The organism is Moorena sp. SIO4E2, assembly GCF_010671945.1.
Lineage (GTDB): Bacteria > Cyanobacteriota > Cyanobacteriia > Cyanobacteriales > Coleofasciculaceae > Moorena > Moorena producens.
Genome location: NZ_JAAHIE010000032.1, coordinates 1 through 15938, shown reverse-complemented (window position 1 = coordinate 15938; position 15938 = coordinate 1). Strand labels below are relative to the sequence as shown.

13 protein-coding genes, 1 tRNA gene and 1 pseudogene are annotated in these 15938 nt (G+C 44.7%); 9 read left to right on the top strand and 6 right to left on the bottom strand.

The features are described 5' to 3' along the window. Nucleotides 1-499 precede the first annotated feature (499 nt). Together F6K37_RS06395 and F6K37_RS06390 are read right to left on the bottom strand one after the other, a co-directional pair. Nucleotides 500-1525: pseudogene (locus F6K37_RS06395) on the bottom strand (CBS domain-containing protein); the annotation flags it as partial. Nucleotides 1526-1951: 426 nt separating this feature from the next. Next, the gene (locus F6K37_RS06390) at nt 1952-2317 is read right to left on the bottom strand and encodes a recombinase family protein (protein WP_008191111.1); all 366 of its coding nucleotides are present in this window, start codon (nt 2315-2317) and stop codon (nt 1952-1954) included. A 198-nt stretch (nt 2318-2515) separates the two neighbouring features. Here F6K37_RS06390 and trxA point away from each other — a divergent pair, with 198 nt between their 5' ends. Then, nucleotides 2516-2842 carry a thioredoxin gene (gene trxA, locus F6K37_RS06385; protein WP_008191112.1) on the top strand — a complete coding sequence of 109 codons (327 nt, stop codon included), beginning with the start codon at nt 2516-2518 and terminating at the stop codon, nt 2840-2842. Between the two features lie 95 nt (nt 2843-2937). Further along, the gene (locus tag F6K37_RS44525) at nt 2938-3264 is read left to right on the top strand and encodes a hypothetical protein (protein WP_063747961.1); all 327 of its coding nucleotides are present in this window, start codon (nt 2938-2940) and stop codon (nt 3262-3264) included. Nucleotides 3265-3369: 105 nt separating this feature from the next. Here F6K37_RS44525 and F6K37_RS06375 read toward each other — a convergent pair whose 3' ends face one another. Beyond that, nucleotides 3370-5253 (bottom strand): protein kinase domain-containing protein, encoded by a 1884-nt coding sequence (locus F6K37_RS06375; RefSeq protein ID WP_008191116.1) that lies wholly within the window; start codon nt 5251-5253, stop codon nt 3370-3372. A 491-nt stretch (nt 5254-5744) separates the two neighbouring features. On the opposite strand from F6K37_RS06375, the gene F6K37_RS06370 reads away from it, so the two are divergent. Then, a complete protein-coding gene (locus F6K37_RS06370; RefSeq protein WP_008191118.1) occupies nt 5745-6662 on the top strand; it encodes a TIGR04168 family protein in 918 nt (305 codons plus the stop codon). Between the two features lie 56 nt (nt 6663-6718). Beyond that, nucleotides 6719-6803, top strand: a tRNA-Ser gene (locus F6K37_RS06365). 241 nt (nt 6804-7044) lie between these two features. Here F6K37_RS06365 and F6K37_RS06360 read toward each other — a convergent pair. Next, on the bottom strand, nt 7045-7227 hold the full coding sequence (locus tag F6K37_RS06360) for a hypothetical protein (protein WP_287248980.1): 183 nt from the start codon (nt 7225-7227) through the stop codon (nt 7045-7047). A gap of 32 nt (nt 7228-7259) precedes the next feature. Continuing rightward, nucleotides 7260-7814: a DNA starvation/stress protection protein DpsA gene (gene dpsA / locus F6K37_RS06355; protein ID WP_287248978.1), complete on the bottom strand. Its 555-nt coding sequence runs from the start codon at nt 7812-7814 to the stop codon at nt 7260-7262. A 314-nt stretch (nt 7815-8128) separates the two neighbouring features. Between dpsA and F6K37_RS06350 the strand changes: the two genes are divergently transcribed. Continuing rightward, the gene (locus tag F6K37_RS06350) at nt 8129-8686 is read left to right on the top strand and encodes a (2Fe-2S) ferredoxin domain-containing protein (RefSeq protein ID WP_287248975.1); all 558 of its coding nucleotides are present in this window, start codon (nt 8129-8131) and stop codon (nt 8684-8686) included. Nucleotides 8687-8688: 2 nt separating this feature from the next. Here F6K37_RS06350 and F6K37_RS06345 read toward each other — a convergent pair whose 3' ends face one another. After that, complete coding sequence (locus F6K37_RS06345; RefSeq protein WP_287248973.1) at nt 8689-9078, bottom strand: nuclear transport factor 2 family protein; 390 nt, start codon at nt 9076-9078, stop codon at nt 8689-8691. Nucleotides 9079-9571: 493 nt separating this feature from the next. Here F6K37_RS06345 and F6K37_RS06340 point away from each other — a divergent pair, with 493 nt between their 5' ends. The 4 genes from F6K37_RS06340 to F6K37_RS06325 all read left to right on the top strand — a co-directional run bounded on the left by F6K37_RS06340 (nt 9572) and on the right by F6K37_RS06325 (nt 15458). Further along, nucleotides 9572-10435, top strand: coding sequence for a Tab2/Atab2 family RNA-binding protein (locus F6K37_RS06340; RefSeq protein WP_008191124.1), 864 nt, complete (start codon nt 9572-9574; stop codon nt 10433-10435). Nucleotides 10436-11261: 826 nt separating this feature from the next. Continuing rightward, nucleotides 11262-11387, top strand: a complete 126-nt coding sequence (locus F6K37_RS06335; RefSeq protein WP_267872130.1) for a hypothetical protein — start codon at nt 11262-11264, stop codon at nt 11385-11387. Then, a complete protein-coding gene (locus F6K37_RS06330) occupies nt 11377-12711 on the top strand; it encodes a TldD/PmbA family protein (RefSeq protein ID WP_287248968.1) in 1335 nt (444 codons plus the stop codon). The genes F6K37_RS06335 and F6K37_RS06330 overlap by 11 nt, the downstream gene beginning before the upstream one ends. Nucleotides 12712-12830: 119 nt before the next feature. Further along, nucleotides 12831-15458, top strand: coding sequence for a chloride channel protein (locus F6K37_RS06325; protein WP_287248966.1), 2628 nt, complete (start codon nt 12831-12833; stop codon nt 15456-15458). The last annotated feature ends 480 nt before the right edge of the window (nt 15459-15938 follow it).

Below are 15938 nucleotides of genomic sequence, written 5' to 3'. Positions count from 1 at the left end.
CGGATTCTCCTAACACTGGCTACCAAGAACATAAGGGGTACCCCGTCCCTAAGGCACCCTACGAACATTTACAAAAGTGAGATGCACCCCAAGAGACCCCTTCAAATATGCCCATTAAATCTGGATTACCTTAACTGCTAGAAGTACCTACCTGATCTACCACGACCTGATCCCGACAAGACTGGTTTTGGGCTTTCTGTATTAGCTCTCGCATTTGATCAACATTATCTAAGGCTGAATTAAGCTGGCTTTGACGTAATTCTGAGGATAGGTTAGATTGGTTAAGTAGGTTCTCTAGAATAGCTTGAATAGTGTTGAGCAGGATACACAGTTGATAATCTTGAGTGGTACCCAATTTACTTTTGGGGTATTTGAAAGCCTCACACTGTTGGGAAGTATTTAATGCTTGACCCTCTATGGGTTGTGACAAAATCACTGTTAGTTCTCTGTTTTGGTCTGTGTTTTGGTCTGTGTTGGGTGGCTCTGATTTATGATTAAACCTATCTCCTGATAAAGCGATCGCATTTTCTGCCACCTCCCCAGATTCTTCACCAGGGGGAATGGCTTTGTGGGATTTGTTCACGGATTCTTTGGCTGGGTCTAATTGCTCAACTGTTTGCTGCAATGTCTCCACAATCCCATACATTTCCATTGGGTCAAACACTCGCAGCAGGGTTGTTTGGGTGACAATACCAATTTCTTTACCCCAATTCCAAGAGACCACCAATCGCCGCACACGACGCTTTTGCATTTCCTGATGAGCTGTCCATAGAGAATCCTCCGGACTCAGCAGAAATAGAGGTGTACTCATCACATCCTGAGCCTGGACTTTAGACAAATTCAGCTTGAGAGACTGAAATTGGACAATATCCCGCTCTGTGACAATCCCCACTGGCAGACAGTTATCCTGTCCATGGTCAGATGTAATCACCACACAACTAACTCGGTGCTTATTCATGAGTCGGGCTAAACTCAATACTGAGACAGTTGGAAGGGCATTAACCACCTGGGGGGTCATCACTTCTGATACCCGCCGTAACTTGAGCAGATTGGCTGGTCGCAATACCTGGCGAATTCGCTCTGGTGAGACAACACCCACTAGCTGACCATGATCATCCACAATTGGTAAGTGGCGAATCCGAAACCGACGAAATATAAATAAGGCGGCAAAGATATCCCGACAAGCAGTTTGAGGAAACGTAATCACCGGCTGTGCCATGACCTCAGCTACTGTTACCTCTTGAAAGTTAATGCCATTAGCCGTCAGCCGGACAATATCGCGCTCAGTAAAGATTCCCAGCAACTGGTCTGAGTCCATTACCAAAACGCAGCTAGACCGTGGTTCACGAATGGTGAGCTGGTCTGATGGTGAGTGGAAATTGGGCAATGAACAACTTTTGCCTCCCTCCTGACTCATCAAAGCAATTATGTCTATTAGGAGGGTCTCAGGAGCAACGATTAAAGGCTGATCGTCAATTGCTTCTTCTAGGGTTGGGGCGCAGATAAGTCGGTCGTTGAGTTGCATAATTAATTTGATGGGTGAAATTCCGTGACCTACGACCGCCGCCAACCGCTTAAAACTATGGCGCTGGTGTATTTACTGAGCCTGGGTTTTTTTAGAGGGATGTTACGGACAAATCCCGTAAACCCATAAATAATATGCACATAACTTGTATAAAGGTATATAATAAATAGATGTTACAGCAAAATAACCTTTAACCCTTATATGACCTAGCTTTTGGCTTTTAGAGGTTGCCAGGGAGCCTGGGACTTTAACCATGTGGGCTTAGGGGCAAATAATTAGGCATTGCTGACCTAGCTTGGCAATTGTCCGATGGCATTGTCCAATGGCATTGTCCGATGGAATTGTCCGATGGAATTGTCCGATCAGGTTCTCTGGCTTATCTAACTTTGTGTTGAAGGTGTTCTAACTACTTTACCAGCTTGGAGCTTACTCTTTTAAGTTCCCTTGACTGGGGTTTTGAGGCAAAGTAGACAACCTAGGGGTTCTACCGTATAGCCGGTCTAAAACCCGTTTAACCGAGATCCGTTTCCACTGCTGACCACGCTTGGTTGTATAGCCATGGTGATTGAGCCAGTTAGCGATTTGTTGTAATGACTTGCCCGATTTATGGTGACGGCGAATTAACTCAATTACATGCTGTTCTTGGGGATCATCCACCAACTCACCATTTAGGGCCCGTTGACCGAAGGCCGGTGAACCATAACCTGCATAGCCACCCATAGTTGCCTTCGCTTGTCTACCTTGGTTTAGCCTTTCGATCAGGCTATCCCTTTCTAATTCCTCAGCAGCCATAACTTAATGCATCAAGCAACTTCATACAACTATGGTAAACCAAACTATAGCCTTAGCCATCCTGGTTATTACAGCTATTCAAACCGATTAACCGCCCCTCTTTTTAAGGGAAGATAAAAGTGGTAACTATGTTGATCATTGACCGTTGATCCTTGACTATAAGTTTGTGGTAGTTTTCAAAAATTTAAGGAGTATATCATGAGTACAGTGCCTTACATCAAAGACAGTGAATTTGATTCAATTTTAACCTATGAAGGGCCAGTAGTCGTGGATTTTACAGCCCCTTGGTGTGGTCCATGTCGTAAGATTAGTCCTTTCATGGAACAACTTGCTGAAGACTACAAAGATCGCGTTCAGGTCGTAAAAATCGATATTGATGCCGACAAAGCTACTGCCAAAAAATACAGGATACGCAGTATTCCTGCTGTGCTGATTTTTAAGGGCGGTGAGGTGGTAGAAAATATTGTAGGAGTTGTTCCCTATGAAAAATTTACTGCCGCCCTTGAAAAGCAACTTCAGGGTTAATTAAAAACAGAAAAATTTAAAAAACTTTCTGAATTATGAGTTAAATTCTGACTTATTTCCTTCAAGCAATGACATGTAAATGAGGAGAATCGGCAATGGAGACTACTCAATCAGTCCGATGTCCCAACTGTGGGAATATGGCTCAACGTCACTACTTAATCGGTTCTCAAGCATCACATTATGCTTGTGCTGGAGATCAGGTCACCAAAACTGAATGCCCAGTTTGTGACTATTTAATGGTGATGTGTGCTGTGAGCGGTAATGTGATTGAAGCTTACGCACCAGGTAGACAAGTTATGGCTAATTCCGGCAAATTTACCGAAGTAGTGAACAGAGAAAGGCCTGCTATGATAGAAGTAGGAATGAATCGCCGCAACAGGTTAGTGGCTAGTAGAAAATATCAATTAACTACTGTAGGGTAAAACAGGTAAGCTATCAGCTATTAGCTGATAGCTTAAGGCAAAAGGACACTGGGATATATCTTCTTTATTTGATTTCAATAATAGACAGTTGAAAGGCACAACAGCTTATCGAGTATATTGCTGAATTTTGGCTTGAGCTCTGGCATAGGCGGAGGTACCTTCAGGAATTTGTCTCAAATAATCCAAAGCCTTAGTGTAGTTGTTCAAAACAGCTTGATTATCAGCCATCTTTAATAGATAGTTAGCCCTAATTTCTTGCTTAGCGGTATAGTCAACAATTTTTGACTGAGCCTTAGCATAGGCATCGGTATGTTTAGGAATTTTTTTCAAATATACCAATGCACCGGTAAAGTCTTGCTGAGCGGCTCGATTGTAAGCCTGCTGAAGAAGAAAGTTCGCTTTGATGTTTCGCTTTTGAGTGTACTCAGGAACTTTTTCTTGAATTGTAGCGTAGGCTTTTGTTCCCTTTGGGATTTGTTTAAATGTGTTGAGTGCACCAGTAAAGTCTCTCTCGATAGCCTGGTTGTAAGCTTGCTCTAGTAACTGGTAAGCTTCCTTCTCAAGATTGGCTTGAGCTTGGCTGACCATAGGTTCTATTTGCTGTTGCCAGAAGACAATATTAGGAATCTGACTAGCCTGCTCAACTACCTCTAGCCACTTCTGTTGGTCAAAGGCGGTTTTGATGAGGGGGAATAGGGCTTTGGCATCTTTCCAATCCTTTTGCCACTGAGCGATCGCATTTTGAGCATCCTGATAGTCTTCACTATCTTCCGGAATCGATTTTACCAGGTTCAGTGCTGCTTCTAAATCTCCTTCCTGGTACTTTTGCTCAGCCTGTGCTAGCTTAGTTTCTGCCTGGTTGGGAGTCTTGAGTAAAAAGTAGCCTCCAGCTACGACTAATAAGGCTAGATATGTGGAAACTCCGATTGCGGTGAGATTAAGTCCACTAGCCCTTCTTTTAGGAATAGTAGGCACAGAGGGAAAATAAGTTTCCTCTGTTTCCTCTGTTTCCTCTGTTTCCTCTGTTTCCTCGGTTTGAAGAGTCTCTGGTTCAATTGGCTCAAGCAGAGTATCGTCAGTTTTTTCTTTGTAGGGGTTTGGGGATGTTGGTGGTGCTGGGGACATTGGTAAGTTTATAGATGGTTTAGAACTAGTTAAGGAATGGAGTGCCTCCAAAACCTGATCAGCAGACTGGTAACGGTCTTTGAAGTAATAGCGCACCATCTGCTGAATAATGGCAGCGAAATCTTTAGTGACTGTGGCGTAGTCCTGCCAAAGGGCTTCTCCGGTTAATGGGTCTTCTTCTAGCTGTATGGGTTTGAGTCCTGTGAGTGCCTCAATGCCAATCATCCCTACAGCATATAGGTCACTACAGGGACGAGGTTTACCCAGAACCTGCTCTGTTGGTATATACCCGAATGCGCCCAAAGCCGCTATGGCACTAAATTGAACACCAACTAATGGTGTCCGCACCTGCTTAATACCGCTAAAGTCAGTTAAAACTAACTTGCTATCGTCTGATCGTCGGATCAGATTGTCTGGCTTGATATCACCATGAATCACCCCTTGGCGATGGACAAATGCCAAAATTTCTAAAACCTCTTGTAGCAGAGTAATCAATCTGCTTTCACTCCAAGGTTGATTGAGTTCCTCACTCAGGGGTCGTCCAGGGATGAAATCTTGAACTATGTAGAAGCTATGGTCAATTTCTAGGCAATCTAAAATTTGGGCAACTTGGTCATGCTGACAGATAATCTCCAAAATTTTAGTTTCACGACGAAATATATCTTTTGCAGCTTGCCAGCAGTCAGGGTCATCACTAACAGGACGGAATTGTCTAACAATACATTGGGGATTTCCCGGTCGGTAAGTGTCTACCGCAATATAAGTTTGACCCCAGCTCACACGGTTAAGGATGTCAATAACTTGATAACGTCCATTGATTAACTGTTCTGGTCCTGCCCCTGGGCTAAACGCTAGTCTAGACATACGCTTCTTACTAACCGCTTACGTTGATGTTTCCTGTGAAAGTGTTATTCATGGTGCTTCACAGCAAGGAGAGGAATAGGCCGAAGGTGGCGAAGAATGGAACAATGGAAGAATAAAGTATTTCTGATCTCCGTGATCTGAGCTATTTCCCCTATCTGCCCATTAGACTAGATACTATTGAGCAGATTAAACAGCCCTAAGGGGGGACAGAGAGTAGAGACGGTAGAATTTGCCAATAGTTTCAGATCAGCCATCACGAATACCTCAGTACCGTTAGACACTCCTCAAGGAAAGTTACACTTAATCTATTCTTCAGCCATCAGCTGCTCGATCCGGATGCTCATAAACAAGCTCTGTGCAAAGGGGTGATGGAATAATGGAATAATGGGATAATGGGATAATAGGGTGATATGTAGTATTCTTTTTTGGATTTCATATTACTGTTGGCCCTTTTGCCTTTATGCTGGAAAAGGGGCGATAGTAAGACAAGTATGACCATTCATCAAAAACAATCAATCCAAATTTCTGTTGTTGGAGACATTCATCAACTGTGGGAAGCGGAAGATGCTATAGCTCTTGAGCAGTTGGGTGTGGATCTGGTCTTATTTGTCGGGGATTTCGGCAATGAGGCGGTGGATATAGTCCAGATGATTGCTGCTATTGACCTACCCAAGGCAGTGATTATGGGAAACCATGATGCTTGGTATACTGCCTCGGAATGGGGAAGGAAAAAGTGTCCTTATGACCATGAAGTAGAAGATAGGGTACAGCAACAGTTGAACCTACTGGGGTCAACCCATGTGGGTTATGGTTACCTTGACTTCCCAGATTTAAATCTCTCTGTAGTTGGTGCTCGCCCTTACAGTTGGGGCGGGCAGAGTTGGCGGAATAAGAAGTTTTACAGGGAACAGTATGGGATTAATAGCTTTTCTGAATCAGTGGAGCGCATTTTAGCAGCAGTGCGTAGTGCGGCTTACGAAACGGTAATCTTGATCGGTCATAATGGTCCGACGGGACTAGGTGATCAAGCAGAAGCTCCCTGTGGGAAAGACTGGTATCCTGCTGGTGGTGATCATGGGGACCCGGATTTGGAAGATGCGATCGCAAAAACCTATTCCTTGGGTAAAAACATTCCCTTAGTCACCTTTGGTCATATGCACCACATCCTAAAGCACACCAAAGACCGACTACGAACAATGATTGTTACTAGTCCGGAAGGGACTGTATACTTAAATGCAGCCAGTGTGCCTCGAATTATCGAAACTGATACAGACCGATTGCGGAATTTTTCGATAGTGTCTCTCAAAGGCGGTATAGTGGATCAAGTCTCCCTGGTCTGGGTGGGTAAGGATTACTCAGTAGTATCTAAAGAATTGCTTTACGAGACTTCTGAAGCGTTGGTGGTATAAAACTTTGTATAGATGGTCGCCATCCGAGCCCACGGATTGTTAATATAGATTTGCCAGGAGAGGTGGCAGAGTGGTCGATTGCACTCGACTTGAAATCGAGCGAGCCGAAAGGCTCCGGGAGTTCGAATCTCCCCCTCTCCGTTTTATAGATTATATTTGTTCAAAGTTGAGACTTGAGGGTTGAGGGTCAACCCTCAAATTTTTTCTTTCTTGATGCAAAGGGCGAGTCAGAAAGTAGGTTTAAGTTGATGTAGGGTGGGCAGTGCATCAGACAGATAATGAAGCTTGCCAAGGGGGTTGGTAGGCACTGCCCACCCTAGGATTCTTGATGCAGTAGCCAATGGGGAAGGTAGGTTTAAGTTGATGTAGGGTGGGCAGTGCATCAGACAGATAATGAAGCTTGCCAAGGGGGTTGGTAGGCACTGCCCACCCTAGGATTCTTGATGCAGTAGCCAATGGGGAAAGTAGGTTTAAGTTGATGTAGGGTGGGCAGTGCATCAGACAGATAATGAAGCTTGCCAAGGGGGTTGGTAGGCACTGCCCACCCTAGGATTCTACGATTCATGACAATGGTGCAAGATCTCAGTTTAAGTAGGTTTAGTTTGCTCCATTGCCAATAAATCCCATTACTAGGCTGTCCGGAGCCAGGAAATGACCCAAATGATAAGCTCGCTCTTCAGTCTTGAGCAAGATTTTCTCATAGAGATAGCGGGTGGCTCGATCGCCCAGGCTTTCTGCTTGAGCGGCTTGACTGCGTACTAACTGAATGATTGACTGCTCAGCTGCTAAGTCATGCTCTACCATCTGGCGAGAGTTGTAAACTCCATCAGATTCAGGAGTGAAGCAGCACAATTCAGCTAATTTGGCAAAACTAGTAGCTGGAATTCCTCCTAGTCCATTCAAACGCTCTCCTAAGTCATGGACATGGTCTTGAGCATCCTCGTAGCTTTCTTCAAAGAACTTATGCAAGGAGTAAAACTCTGCTCCTTCCACAACAAAGTGGTGCTTTTGATATTGCAAGTACAACCCTTGGAAGCTAGCTAAAGCTATGTTTAATCCTTCACAAACCGGGGTGGTAACGTTTTTTTCCAGCAAAATCGGATTGTCAGCAATTTCACCAAAGGAGCGTAGTAGACCCTGAGTTGTAGACATAATAGTGTTCTCCTCTTGTTTTCATTAAGTGTGGCTTATTGCCAGGCTTTTATGTAGGCTAACACAGATGATCTTATTTAACCTAGACTCCCAAATGTCGCTAACAACACAATTTTTAACTTCTTCAGAACCTCTGTTGACGATTATTTGTGATAAATTAGTTGAGAGATATTGTTGATTAGTCACGACTCCGTGAACGGGATTTGTCTTGGTAAAATCTGCTTAAACCCAGCAGATTATAAAGATTGAGTGCATAAGGATGGCAATTTTTAAGGTTGATTAAAGAAAAACAGTTTTCCTAGAGGTAAATAACTATGTCTAAGTTGAAACAGCCAGTCTCAGAGTTCAGTGTAGTAGGACAGTTATTAGACTTTGTCATTAAGGATGGCTATAAAATCAAGTATTTAAGAATTAATGTTTCAAATATCGAATATTGGATTAAGTTATCTAAACCTCTGAGAAAGAGTTTGGATCCAGCCATTATCCCTGGGGCGTGGATTGAGGTGAGTGGCACCAGCAAACTAAAACGCAAAACTGGGAAACTGAAACTGAAAGCCTATGAGGTGAGCCTTGCTGCTCACCCCCACCACCAGCCAACAACTGTTTTGGTTCCCAAAACTCCCAGCCGGAAAGCGAGTATTTTAGTTTGTCAGAAATCCAGTTGTCGGAAACGGGGGGGTCAAGCGGTCTGTAATGCGATCGCATCGAGTTTAAAGGACCATGGTTTAGAAGACCAAGTCAAAATTAAAGAAACTGGCTGCCTCAAACAGTGCAAACATGGCCCTAACCTGGTGATGATGCCAGACAAAGCTCGCTACAGCGAAGTGGCTCCCCAGCAAATTCCCACCCTGATCGAACGACACTTTGTCTGAAGTTAGCCCATCAGTGGACTGCCGTGATGATGCACCAAATACCAAGAGCCAGCCATAAGCTCAAACGTATTGGTTGCTATGGATTCTGCCTCAATCCTTCTACCCTTGCTAACTTGCAACACCTTCTCTAGCACTACAACGTAGGCAAGAGTTTCCCTGACCTCAGTAGCAATAATCTCTGGTTCAATTTCCAAATATTGGGTATTCTTGAATATCGCTTCCCAAGATGAGCTAATGTCCCGCCAACCTTTGATTACATCACGTCCAGGGTGAATACAAAGACTACCAGTGCCTTGAGACCAGACCTTACTCATGGCTTCAATGTCCTTTTTCTCAAAAGCTCGATAGAATGCTGTGTTGGCAGCTAAAACCTCTGTGCGATCGCTACTCATAATTTTTTGTTAAGTTTCACAATTGTGAATAGATTTAATTATATATAGTTCAATAGGATTAATCACATCTAAGCATTCAGCAGTCAGTGGTCAGCATTCAGCAGTCAGCAGTCAGCAGTCAGCAGTCAGTGGTCAGTGGTCAGTGGTCAGCCGTTGGCCAATAGACATCTCCAGAAACTCGGTTTTGACCCAGGCAGTGCAAGGGTTTGAGGTTAATTTTTGGAGATGTCTATTGGCCACTCAAGTATCGTGGCACAGGCTTCTAGCCTGTGAGGTAACCCATAGGGCATAAGCTGTTCAAGTACCGTGCGCTATGGGCATAAACTCATAGCTAATAGCACCTCAAGTAGCGTGCCCGTAGGGCATTAGCTGACCGCTGATAGCTGACCGCTGATAGCTGACCGCTGATAGCTGACCGCTGACCGCTGAATGCTTACGGATTGCGCTCTTGGAGCCGTATCATAAATATGGGTGAGATTATCTTAATGGTGGCATGGAAACAATTTGGGAACTCGATTTTTACTCCCGCCCAATTTTGGACGAAAATCAGAAGAAACTTTGGGAAGTCTTAATTTGCGAGAGTCCTTTGGACATCAATCTCTCACCTGAGACACTGTTTCAATACGCCAGTTGGTGTCCCAACCAGCAGGTGAATTCAATTTGGTTGGGGCAGGCTTTGGCAGATGCGATCGCAAAAGCTCAACAGCCACCAAGCAAGATTCGCTTCTTTCGGCGTCAGATGAACAATATGATTACCAAAGCCTGTAATGAGCTGAATATTCCAGCTCAACCCAGCCGTCGCACCTATGCTTTGGAGCGATGGTTAAAACAAAGGATAGAAGACTTTTATCCCAATCAACCAGGCTATGACCCCGCAGCCGCTGCTTCCTCATTTGTCCGTTATCAATCCCCCATCCCTAAACCATTACCCGATGCTTTGCAGGGACAAAAGTGGGCAGTTGTAAGTCTACAAGCCGCTGCCTTTGAGGAAATGAACGAGTGGGAGATTGACTTTGGTGAAGCCTTCCCAGTCTCGATCATGGACATTGCCCCAGAAACGCCCATTCCCGGTGTGATTATATTTTCCCAACGAGCCAAACCCCTAGCAGCATGGATGTCAGGTTTGGAGCTATCCTTTGTCAGACTTGACACTACTGATGATAAGCCAAAGTTGTTACTGGAAACTGGTGCCAATGATAGCTGGATTCTCGCTAACTTGACCAAATCCCAAATTCTGGCAGAGGCAAAAAGCTTTGAAGAAGCAAAGCAGAACGCTAATCTTGTCCATTTTCTGGCCGTACAATCGAGTCCAACTTCAGAACAGTTTGCTGGATTTTGGCTATGCCGGGAGTTATAACACAAGGCAACAGGCAACAGGCAACAGGCAACAGGCAACAGCCAGAAGGTAAAAATAAATTGTGAGAATTTTTGTTACCTGCTCCCGACTCCCGACTCCCTCGGTGCGCTTTCCGTAGGCGAATTAAATTCGCCACGGGTCGCACCGCTCCCGACTCCCTTTGCTATAGAGAATATGGGATACAAAAGAACCCGTAGAACAGGTGATTGTTCTACGGGTTCTGAAAGTCCTGGCGCAGCCTCAGGGGTAGTCAAGGCTATTAGCAGCATTACTCATATCACACTAGGCTGCCCCGAGCAGGAGTGTTATTAACCCAATGGGATCACGCACTGACCAAATAACTGATTGTATTCGCTAATACCCGGGCACAGGCATTTGCTGGGATAACCAAGGGCATTGGTATCCCTTGTACATGTAGCCGGAAGAGGCTGTACTTGGATTGAACATGAGCTTTTAACTGAGATAGAGTCCAATCCCCGGCTAGTTGCATTATTAATGTCCTCGATCAAGCACAACCCGACACTTGAATCATATTCATATCCATCCGGGCACACGCAGATACTAGCATTGCCGCAGGGGTTGTAATCCCTAGTACAAATACCATCAGCACTTAGGACGGCTGGCATATCACCTTGGGCCATTGCTGCAGGGGAGACCATCAAAAACAGCTGCACTGCCATCAAGAATGCGAAAATCGCTTTTAAGGGTCTCGAAAATCTTTTCATTTTTTTTCGTTTGTTAACTCAACTATATATAAATAAATTATATATCTATCTATAGATTCTTCGACGTTTTGGAGGGGTGCAAATTAATGCAATATTGGTAGATGAGCACCTACCTAACCTGTTGCGCATTTAAGTTAGATATTATTCAGTTAGAAAAAACTCCCTGTACTCCCTATTCCCTACTCCCTACTCCCTACTCCCTATTCCCTTTGCTATATGAGTGCTGAAACTATACCCCAAGAGCTGCAAGCCGAACAACTGTTAGACTTAGCAGCTAAATCAGGAGCGACTAGTGCAGAGGTTTATCAGTCGCGGACGCTTTCTCGTCCTGTGTTTTTTGAAGCTAATCGGCTCAAACAAATCGAAAGTAGTCAATCGGAAGGCACAGCGCTACGGTTATGGCGAGACGGACGTCCAGGACTAGCAGTGGGCTATGGAGCAGTTGCAGCCCAAGATTTAGTAGACCGGGCAATGGCCATGACTGCACTCAATGAACCGGAATCCATAGAACTGGCTGATGGCCCTAGCGCTAACTATTCCGACTCACCAGAAACTATACCGATAGAAGAACTAGTAGCAATCGGCTCGGATGCGATCGCATTAATTCGCGATGCCTACCCAGAAGTATTGTGTAGCGCTGAGTCGGAATGGGAGTTAGAAACCACTAGCTTAATTAACTCTGAAGGATTACATTGCTCTTACACTGACACAACCCTCAGTTATTTCCTTGGGGTAGAGTGGGTTAGGGGTGAAGACTTTTTAAGTGTTGGTGATGGTACACAAATTCGATTAAGCCCATCTGAGCCTAAAGAAAGCCTAAACACTAACAAAGTCCTAGACCAAATCTTACAACGCCTCAACTGGGCAACGGAAAATGTCTCTACTCCCAGTGGTCGTGTGCCAATTTTGTTGACGTCTAAAGCAGCGGATTTGCTATGGGGCACTGTGGAAGCAGCCTTAAATGGAAAACGGGTACTTGAAAAAGCCACCCCCTGGAGTGATAGTCTAGGTCAGGTGGTTACCTCAAAAAACCTGACCCTGTTTCAACAACCAAATCCTGAATTTCCTTACAGTTGCCCCTTTGATGATGAAGGCACCCCTACCCAATCCCTCGTATTTATCAGTGAAGGGCAATTGCAACAGTTTTTTTGCGATCGCACTACCGGTCGATTACTCGGAACTGGCACAACTGGCAATGGATTTCGCCCTAGCCTAGGCAGCTACCCAACCCCTGATCTCGTCAACTTACTGATTAAACCAGGCCAAGGGTCACTCAATGACTTAATTGGAAAATTAGACGAAGGATTAGTCATAGACCAGATTCTCGGCGGTAGTGCTGGCATCTCCGGTGACTTTTCCGTCAATGTTGAGTTAGGGTATCGAGTCCAACAAGGCAATATTATTGGTCGAGTCAAAGACACCATGGTAGCTGGGAATGTCTACAACACCCTTAAGCAATTAGTAATACTCGGTGATGATGCTGAGTGGCAGGATAGCATCTACACACCCTCTCTAATTGTGGAAGGACTATCGGTAACCTCTAGTGATTAGTGGGTCAGTGCTCAGTGCTCGGTGCTTGGTGCTTATTTCTTTGTAACTACAGAAATTCTCCTGGTATTTACAAAGCACCCACGAATAATCACTAATGGAAATTAACCAATGATCAATCAATGATCAATCCCATTACCCAATGGCTGATCCCCAAAAGAAGTCTTGCCCTTGCCGAAGCCTGTCTGATTGGATTCGTCTCAGGACTCTCAGCAGTATTACTCAAACACAGTATTGGCTGGTTAGGGAGGTGGCGGCTTCAAGCAGCTCTAATCCTACCCCCTAGCTTTGCCCTACCCGCTTTTGGACTCTGCTTAGGATTACTGTGCGGATTCCTGATTGAGTTTCTAGCATCAGAGGCAACAGGTAGTGGCGTACCTCAGATCAAAGGTGCCCTTGCCCGGTTTCCTATCGCGATGAATTTACGGGTGGCTGTAGTCAAGTTAGTTAGTACTATCCTATCTCTGGCGGCGGGAATGACTATGGGACGGCAAGGCCCAACGGTTCATATTGGGGCAGCTTTGGCAGCTCAATTGACTCGCTGGGTACCCACCTCTCCTGATCACCGACGTCAAATGATTGCTGCTGGGGCTGGGGCTGGATTAGCCGCTGGGTTTAATGCTCCCCTGGCTAGTGTAGCCTTTATCTTTGAGGAACTGTTACCAGATTTATCTAGTATAACTCTGGGTAGTGCTATTCTAGCATCCTTTATTGGTGCGGTGGTTTCCCGGCTCTTGGGTGGAGGTACCCTAGATCTGAATCGGGAACTAAGCAATTTTTCCAGCACCTTTTCCGCTCTTGAGATTCCCTTCTATTTGTTGTTAGGGGTGTTGGCTGGATTGCTAGCAGCTTTGTTTAATCAGGGAATTCTGTCCAGTCTGAACTTTTACGACCGTCTCAAGCTCAGATTACCATTGCGGATTGGTATAGCTGGGATGCTGGGTGGGTGTATTGTAGCACTGCTACCGGATCAGTTCCATAACAACAGTGGTTTGCGGGAGTTGTTGCTCACTGGTGATATCGGCTGGGAATTTACTTGCCTCGCTTTTGTGGTCTACTTCTTACTGACCATAATTGCCTATGGTTCTGGAGCACCAGGGGGGTTGTTTCATCCCTCCCTAGTATTGGGTTCCGCATTAGGCTATTTAGTCGGCATCGGTGAGTATCACCTGCTCGGATTAGGTTATCCGATTACCTACGCCTTGGCAGGGATGGGAGCATTTTTTAGTGCCGTTTCCAAGGTACCGATCACAGCGATTGTGATCGTGTTTGAGATGACAACGGACTTTAATCTAGTCCTACCTTTAATGATCACCTGTGTGGTTTCCTACCTAGTTGCCGATCAATTAGCCAAAGGGTCTCTCTATCAACGTTTGTTGGAGAGGAAAGGCTACAGCTTGCCTAAAGTAAAGGTGGACAAAAGAACCTTAGCTGGTTTGAAAGCATCTGACATTATGCAGCGCCGGGTAGAAACCCTAGGGAGTCAGATGACTTTAGATCAAGCCATTCAGACCTTTAGTAACTCTAGTCATCGGGGCTTTCCAGTAGTTGCTCAGGGGAAATTGGTCGGGATAATTACTCAGGAAGACATTGCCAAAAATCGAGACCGACTGCCTGGCAATACGCCTATCAAAGAGGTGATGACTCCACAACCGATAACAGTTAGACACAATGACACCTTAAGCCACGTTCTATACATTCTCAATCGTTATCACCTCAATCGGTTACCTGTTCTAGAAAACAGGAAGTTAGTTGGAATCATTACCTTTAGTGATATTATTCGTGCCGAAGCTAACCAACTCAGTGGGGAAAAAGAGCAACTAGGACCAAGTCCTGATCCCTCCTATGGCGTCTATTATACTCGCGCTCCAGCTACGGGCAGTGGAAGGATGTTGGTTCCCTTAGCTAATCCCCAATCAGCACCAGTATTGTTAGAAATAGCTACTGCTATTGGCCAGGTACACGACTATGAACTTGAGTGTTTGCAGGTAATACCTATCTCCCGCAGCACTAGTCCTGCTCAGACAGCAGTTGATACTACTAAAAGTCGCAGATTGCTAAGGCAAGCGGAAAGGCTAGGGCGACGGTGGGAAATGCCCGTTCACACCCAAATCCGGATATCCCACGATACCGCTCAAGCAATTCTAGAAACTATTAAACAACGACATATTAATCTGATTTTGATGGGATGGAAGGGAGGACCATCTAATAGTCCTAATCAGATTTTTGGTAATATTATCGATACCTTGATTCGACAAGCTCCCTGTGATTTAGTCTTGCTGAAATTACCCCAAGGCAAGGAAGTAGTAGATGATGTGAAATCTGCTAAGTACGGTTCACTAGCTAAGACCTGGAAGCGTTGGTTAATCCCCATTGCTGGTGGACCGAATTCTAGCCGTGCCCTACAATTAATTCCGATACTAGCAACCCTTGCTAAAGCAGAGCAAATCGTAGTAACTCAGGTTTTTAACCCTCAAGCTGGGGAACCTGTAATGACTAGCTTGGAAAAAGCTACCTATTTCCTCAAACAGCAACTCAAAGGTATTTGTGATGTGGCATCAATTCCAATCCGTTCCTATTCTGTTTCTGATGCTTTGATTCGTTTAGCCAACGCTCACAAGTATGATGTAGTCGTGATCGGAGCTAGTCGAGAGGGATTATTGGAGCAGGCGATCCATGGCAATATTCCAGAAGCGATCGCACGGGGTGTTGATAGTACTGTGATTTTGGTTAGGGAAGCGCTTCATTAACAAAGAGCAGGGAACAGGGAACAGGGAACAGTGGTAAGTCTTCAGCTGTCAGCTGTCAGTTATCAGCTTTTAGTTATCAGCTGTCAGTTTTCCGTTTTCAGCTATGAGTTTATGCCCTACGTGCACACTACGCGAACAGCTGTCAGCTGTCAGCATGAAATAGCTCTGAATAATCTTTAATAAGATCACAAATTGGGATTAATTTTTATGGCAATTATAAATATAGAATTAACAATCTTGCTGATCTATAATAACATCAAAAACTATTTTGATTTATTTTATAATGCTCTGCTCCCTGTTCCCTAAAACCCATAAATAAAGTACTTCACCGAATTAAAAACCGCTGTGACAACCGCTGTATTGTTATTCATAATAATTCAAAGCAAATTCCAAAACTTTAATAATAAAATCAACATCTGCTTTTGTAATACAAAGGGGTGGTTTAATACGTATAACATTACGATGTAAACCACCTTTACA

What these genes read in the sequence shown, in the direction of transcription:
- F6K37_RS06390 (WP_008191111.1), bottom strand. Translation starts at nt 2,317, where the DNA reads ATGGCTGCTGAGGAATTAGAAAGGGATAGCCTGATCGAAAGGCTAAAC.
- trxA (WP_008191112.1), top strand. Translation starts at nt 2,516, where the DNA reads ATGAGTACAGTGCCTTACATCAAAGACAGTGAATTTGATTCAATTTTA.
- F6K37_RS44525 (WP_063747961.1), top strand. Translation starts at nt 2,938, where the DNA reads ATGGAGACTACTCAATCAGTCCGATGTCCCAACTGTGGGAATATGGCT.
- F6K37_RS06375 (WP_008191116.1), bottom strand. Translation starts at nt 5,253, where the DNA reads ATGTCTAGACTAGCGTTTAGCCCAGGGGCAGGACCAGAACAGTTAATC.
- F6K37_RS06370 (WP_008191118.1), top strand. Translation starts at nt 5,745, where the DNA reads ATGACCATTCATCAAAAACAATCAATCCAAATTTCTGTTGTTGGAGAC.
- F6K37_RS06360 (WP_287248980.1), bottom strand. Translation starts at nt 7,227, where the DNA reads ATGAATCGTAGAATCCTAGGGTGGGCAGTGCCTACCAACCCCCTTGGC.
- dpsA (WP_287248978.1), bottom strand. Translation starts at nt 7,814, where the DNA reads ATGTCTACAACTCAGGGTCTACTACGCTCCTTTGGTGAAATTGCTGAC.
- F6K37_RS06350 (WP_287248975.1), top strand. Translation starts at nt 8,129, where the DNA reads ATGTCTAAGTTGAAACAGCCAGTCTCAGAGTTCAGTGTAGTAGGACAG.
- F6K37_RS06345 (WP_287248973.1), bottom strand. Translation starts at nt 9,078, where the DNA reads ATGAGTAGCGATCGCACAGAGGTTTTAGCTGCCAACACAGCATTCTAT.
- F6K37_RS06340 (WP_008191124.1), top strand. Translation starts at nt 9,572, where the DNA reads ATGGAAACAATTTGGGAACTCGATTTTTACTCCCGCCCAATTTTGGAC.
- F6K37_RS06335 (WP_267872130.1), top strand. Translation starts at nt 11,262, where the DNA reads ATGAGCACCTACCTAACCTGTTGCGCATTTAAGTTAGATATTATTCAG.
- F6K37_RS06330 (WP_287248968.1), top strand. Translation starts at nt 11,377, where the DNA reads ATGAGTGCTGAAACTATACCCCAAGAGCTGCAAGCCGAACAACTGTTA.
- F6K37_RS06325 (WP_287248966.1), top strand. Translation starts at nt 12,831, where the DNA reads ATGATCAATCCCATTACCCAATGGCTGATCCCCAAAAGAAGTCTTGCC.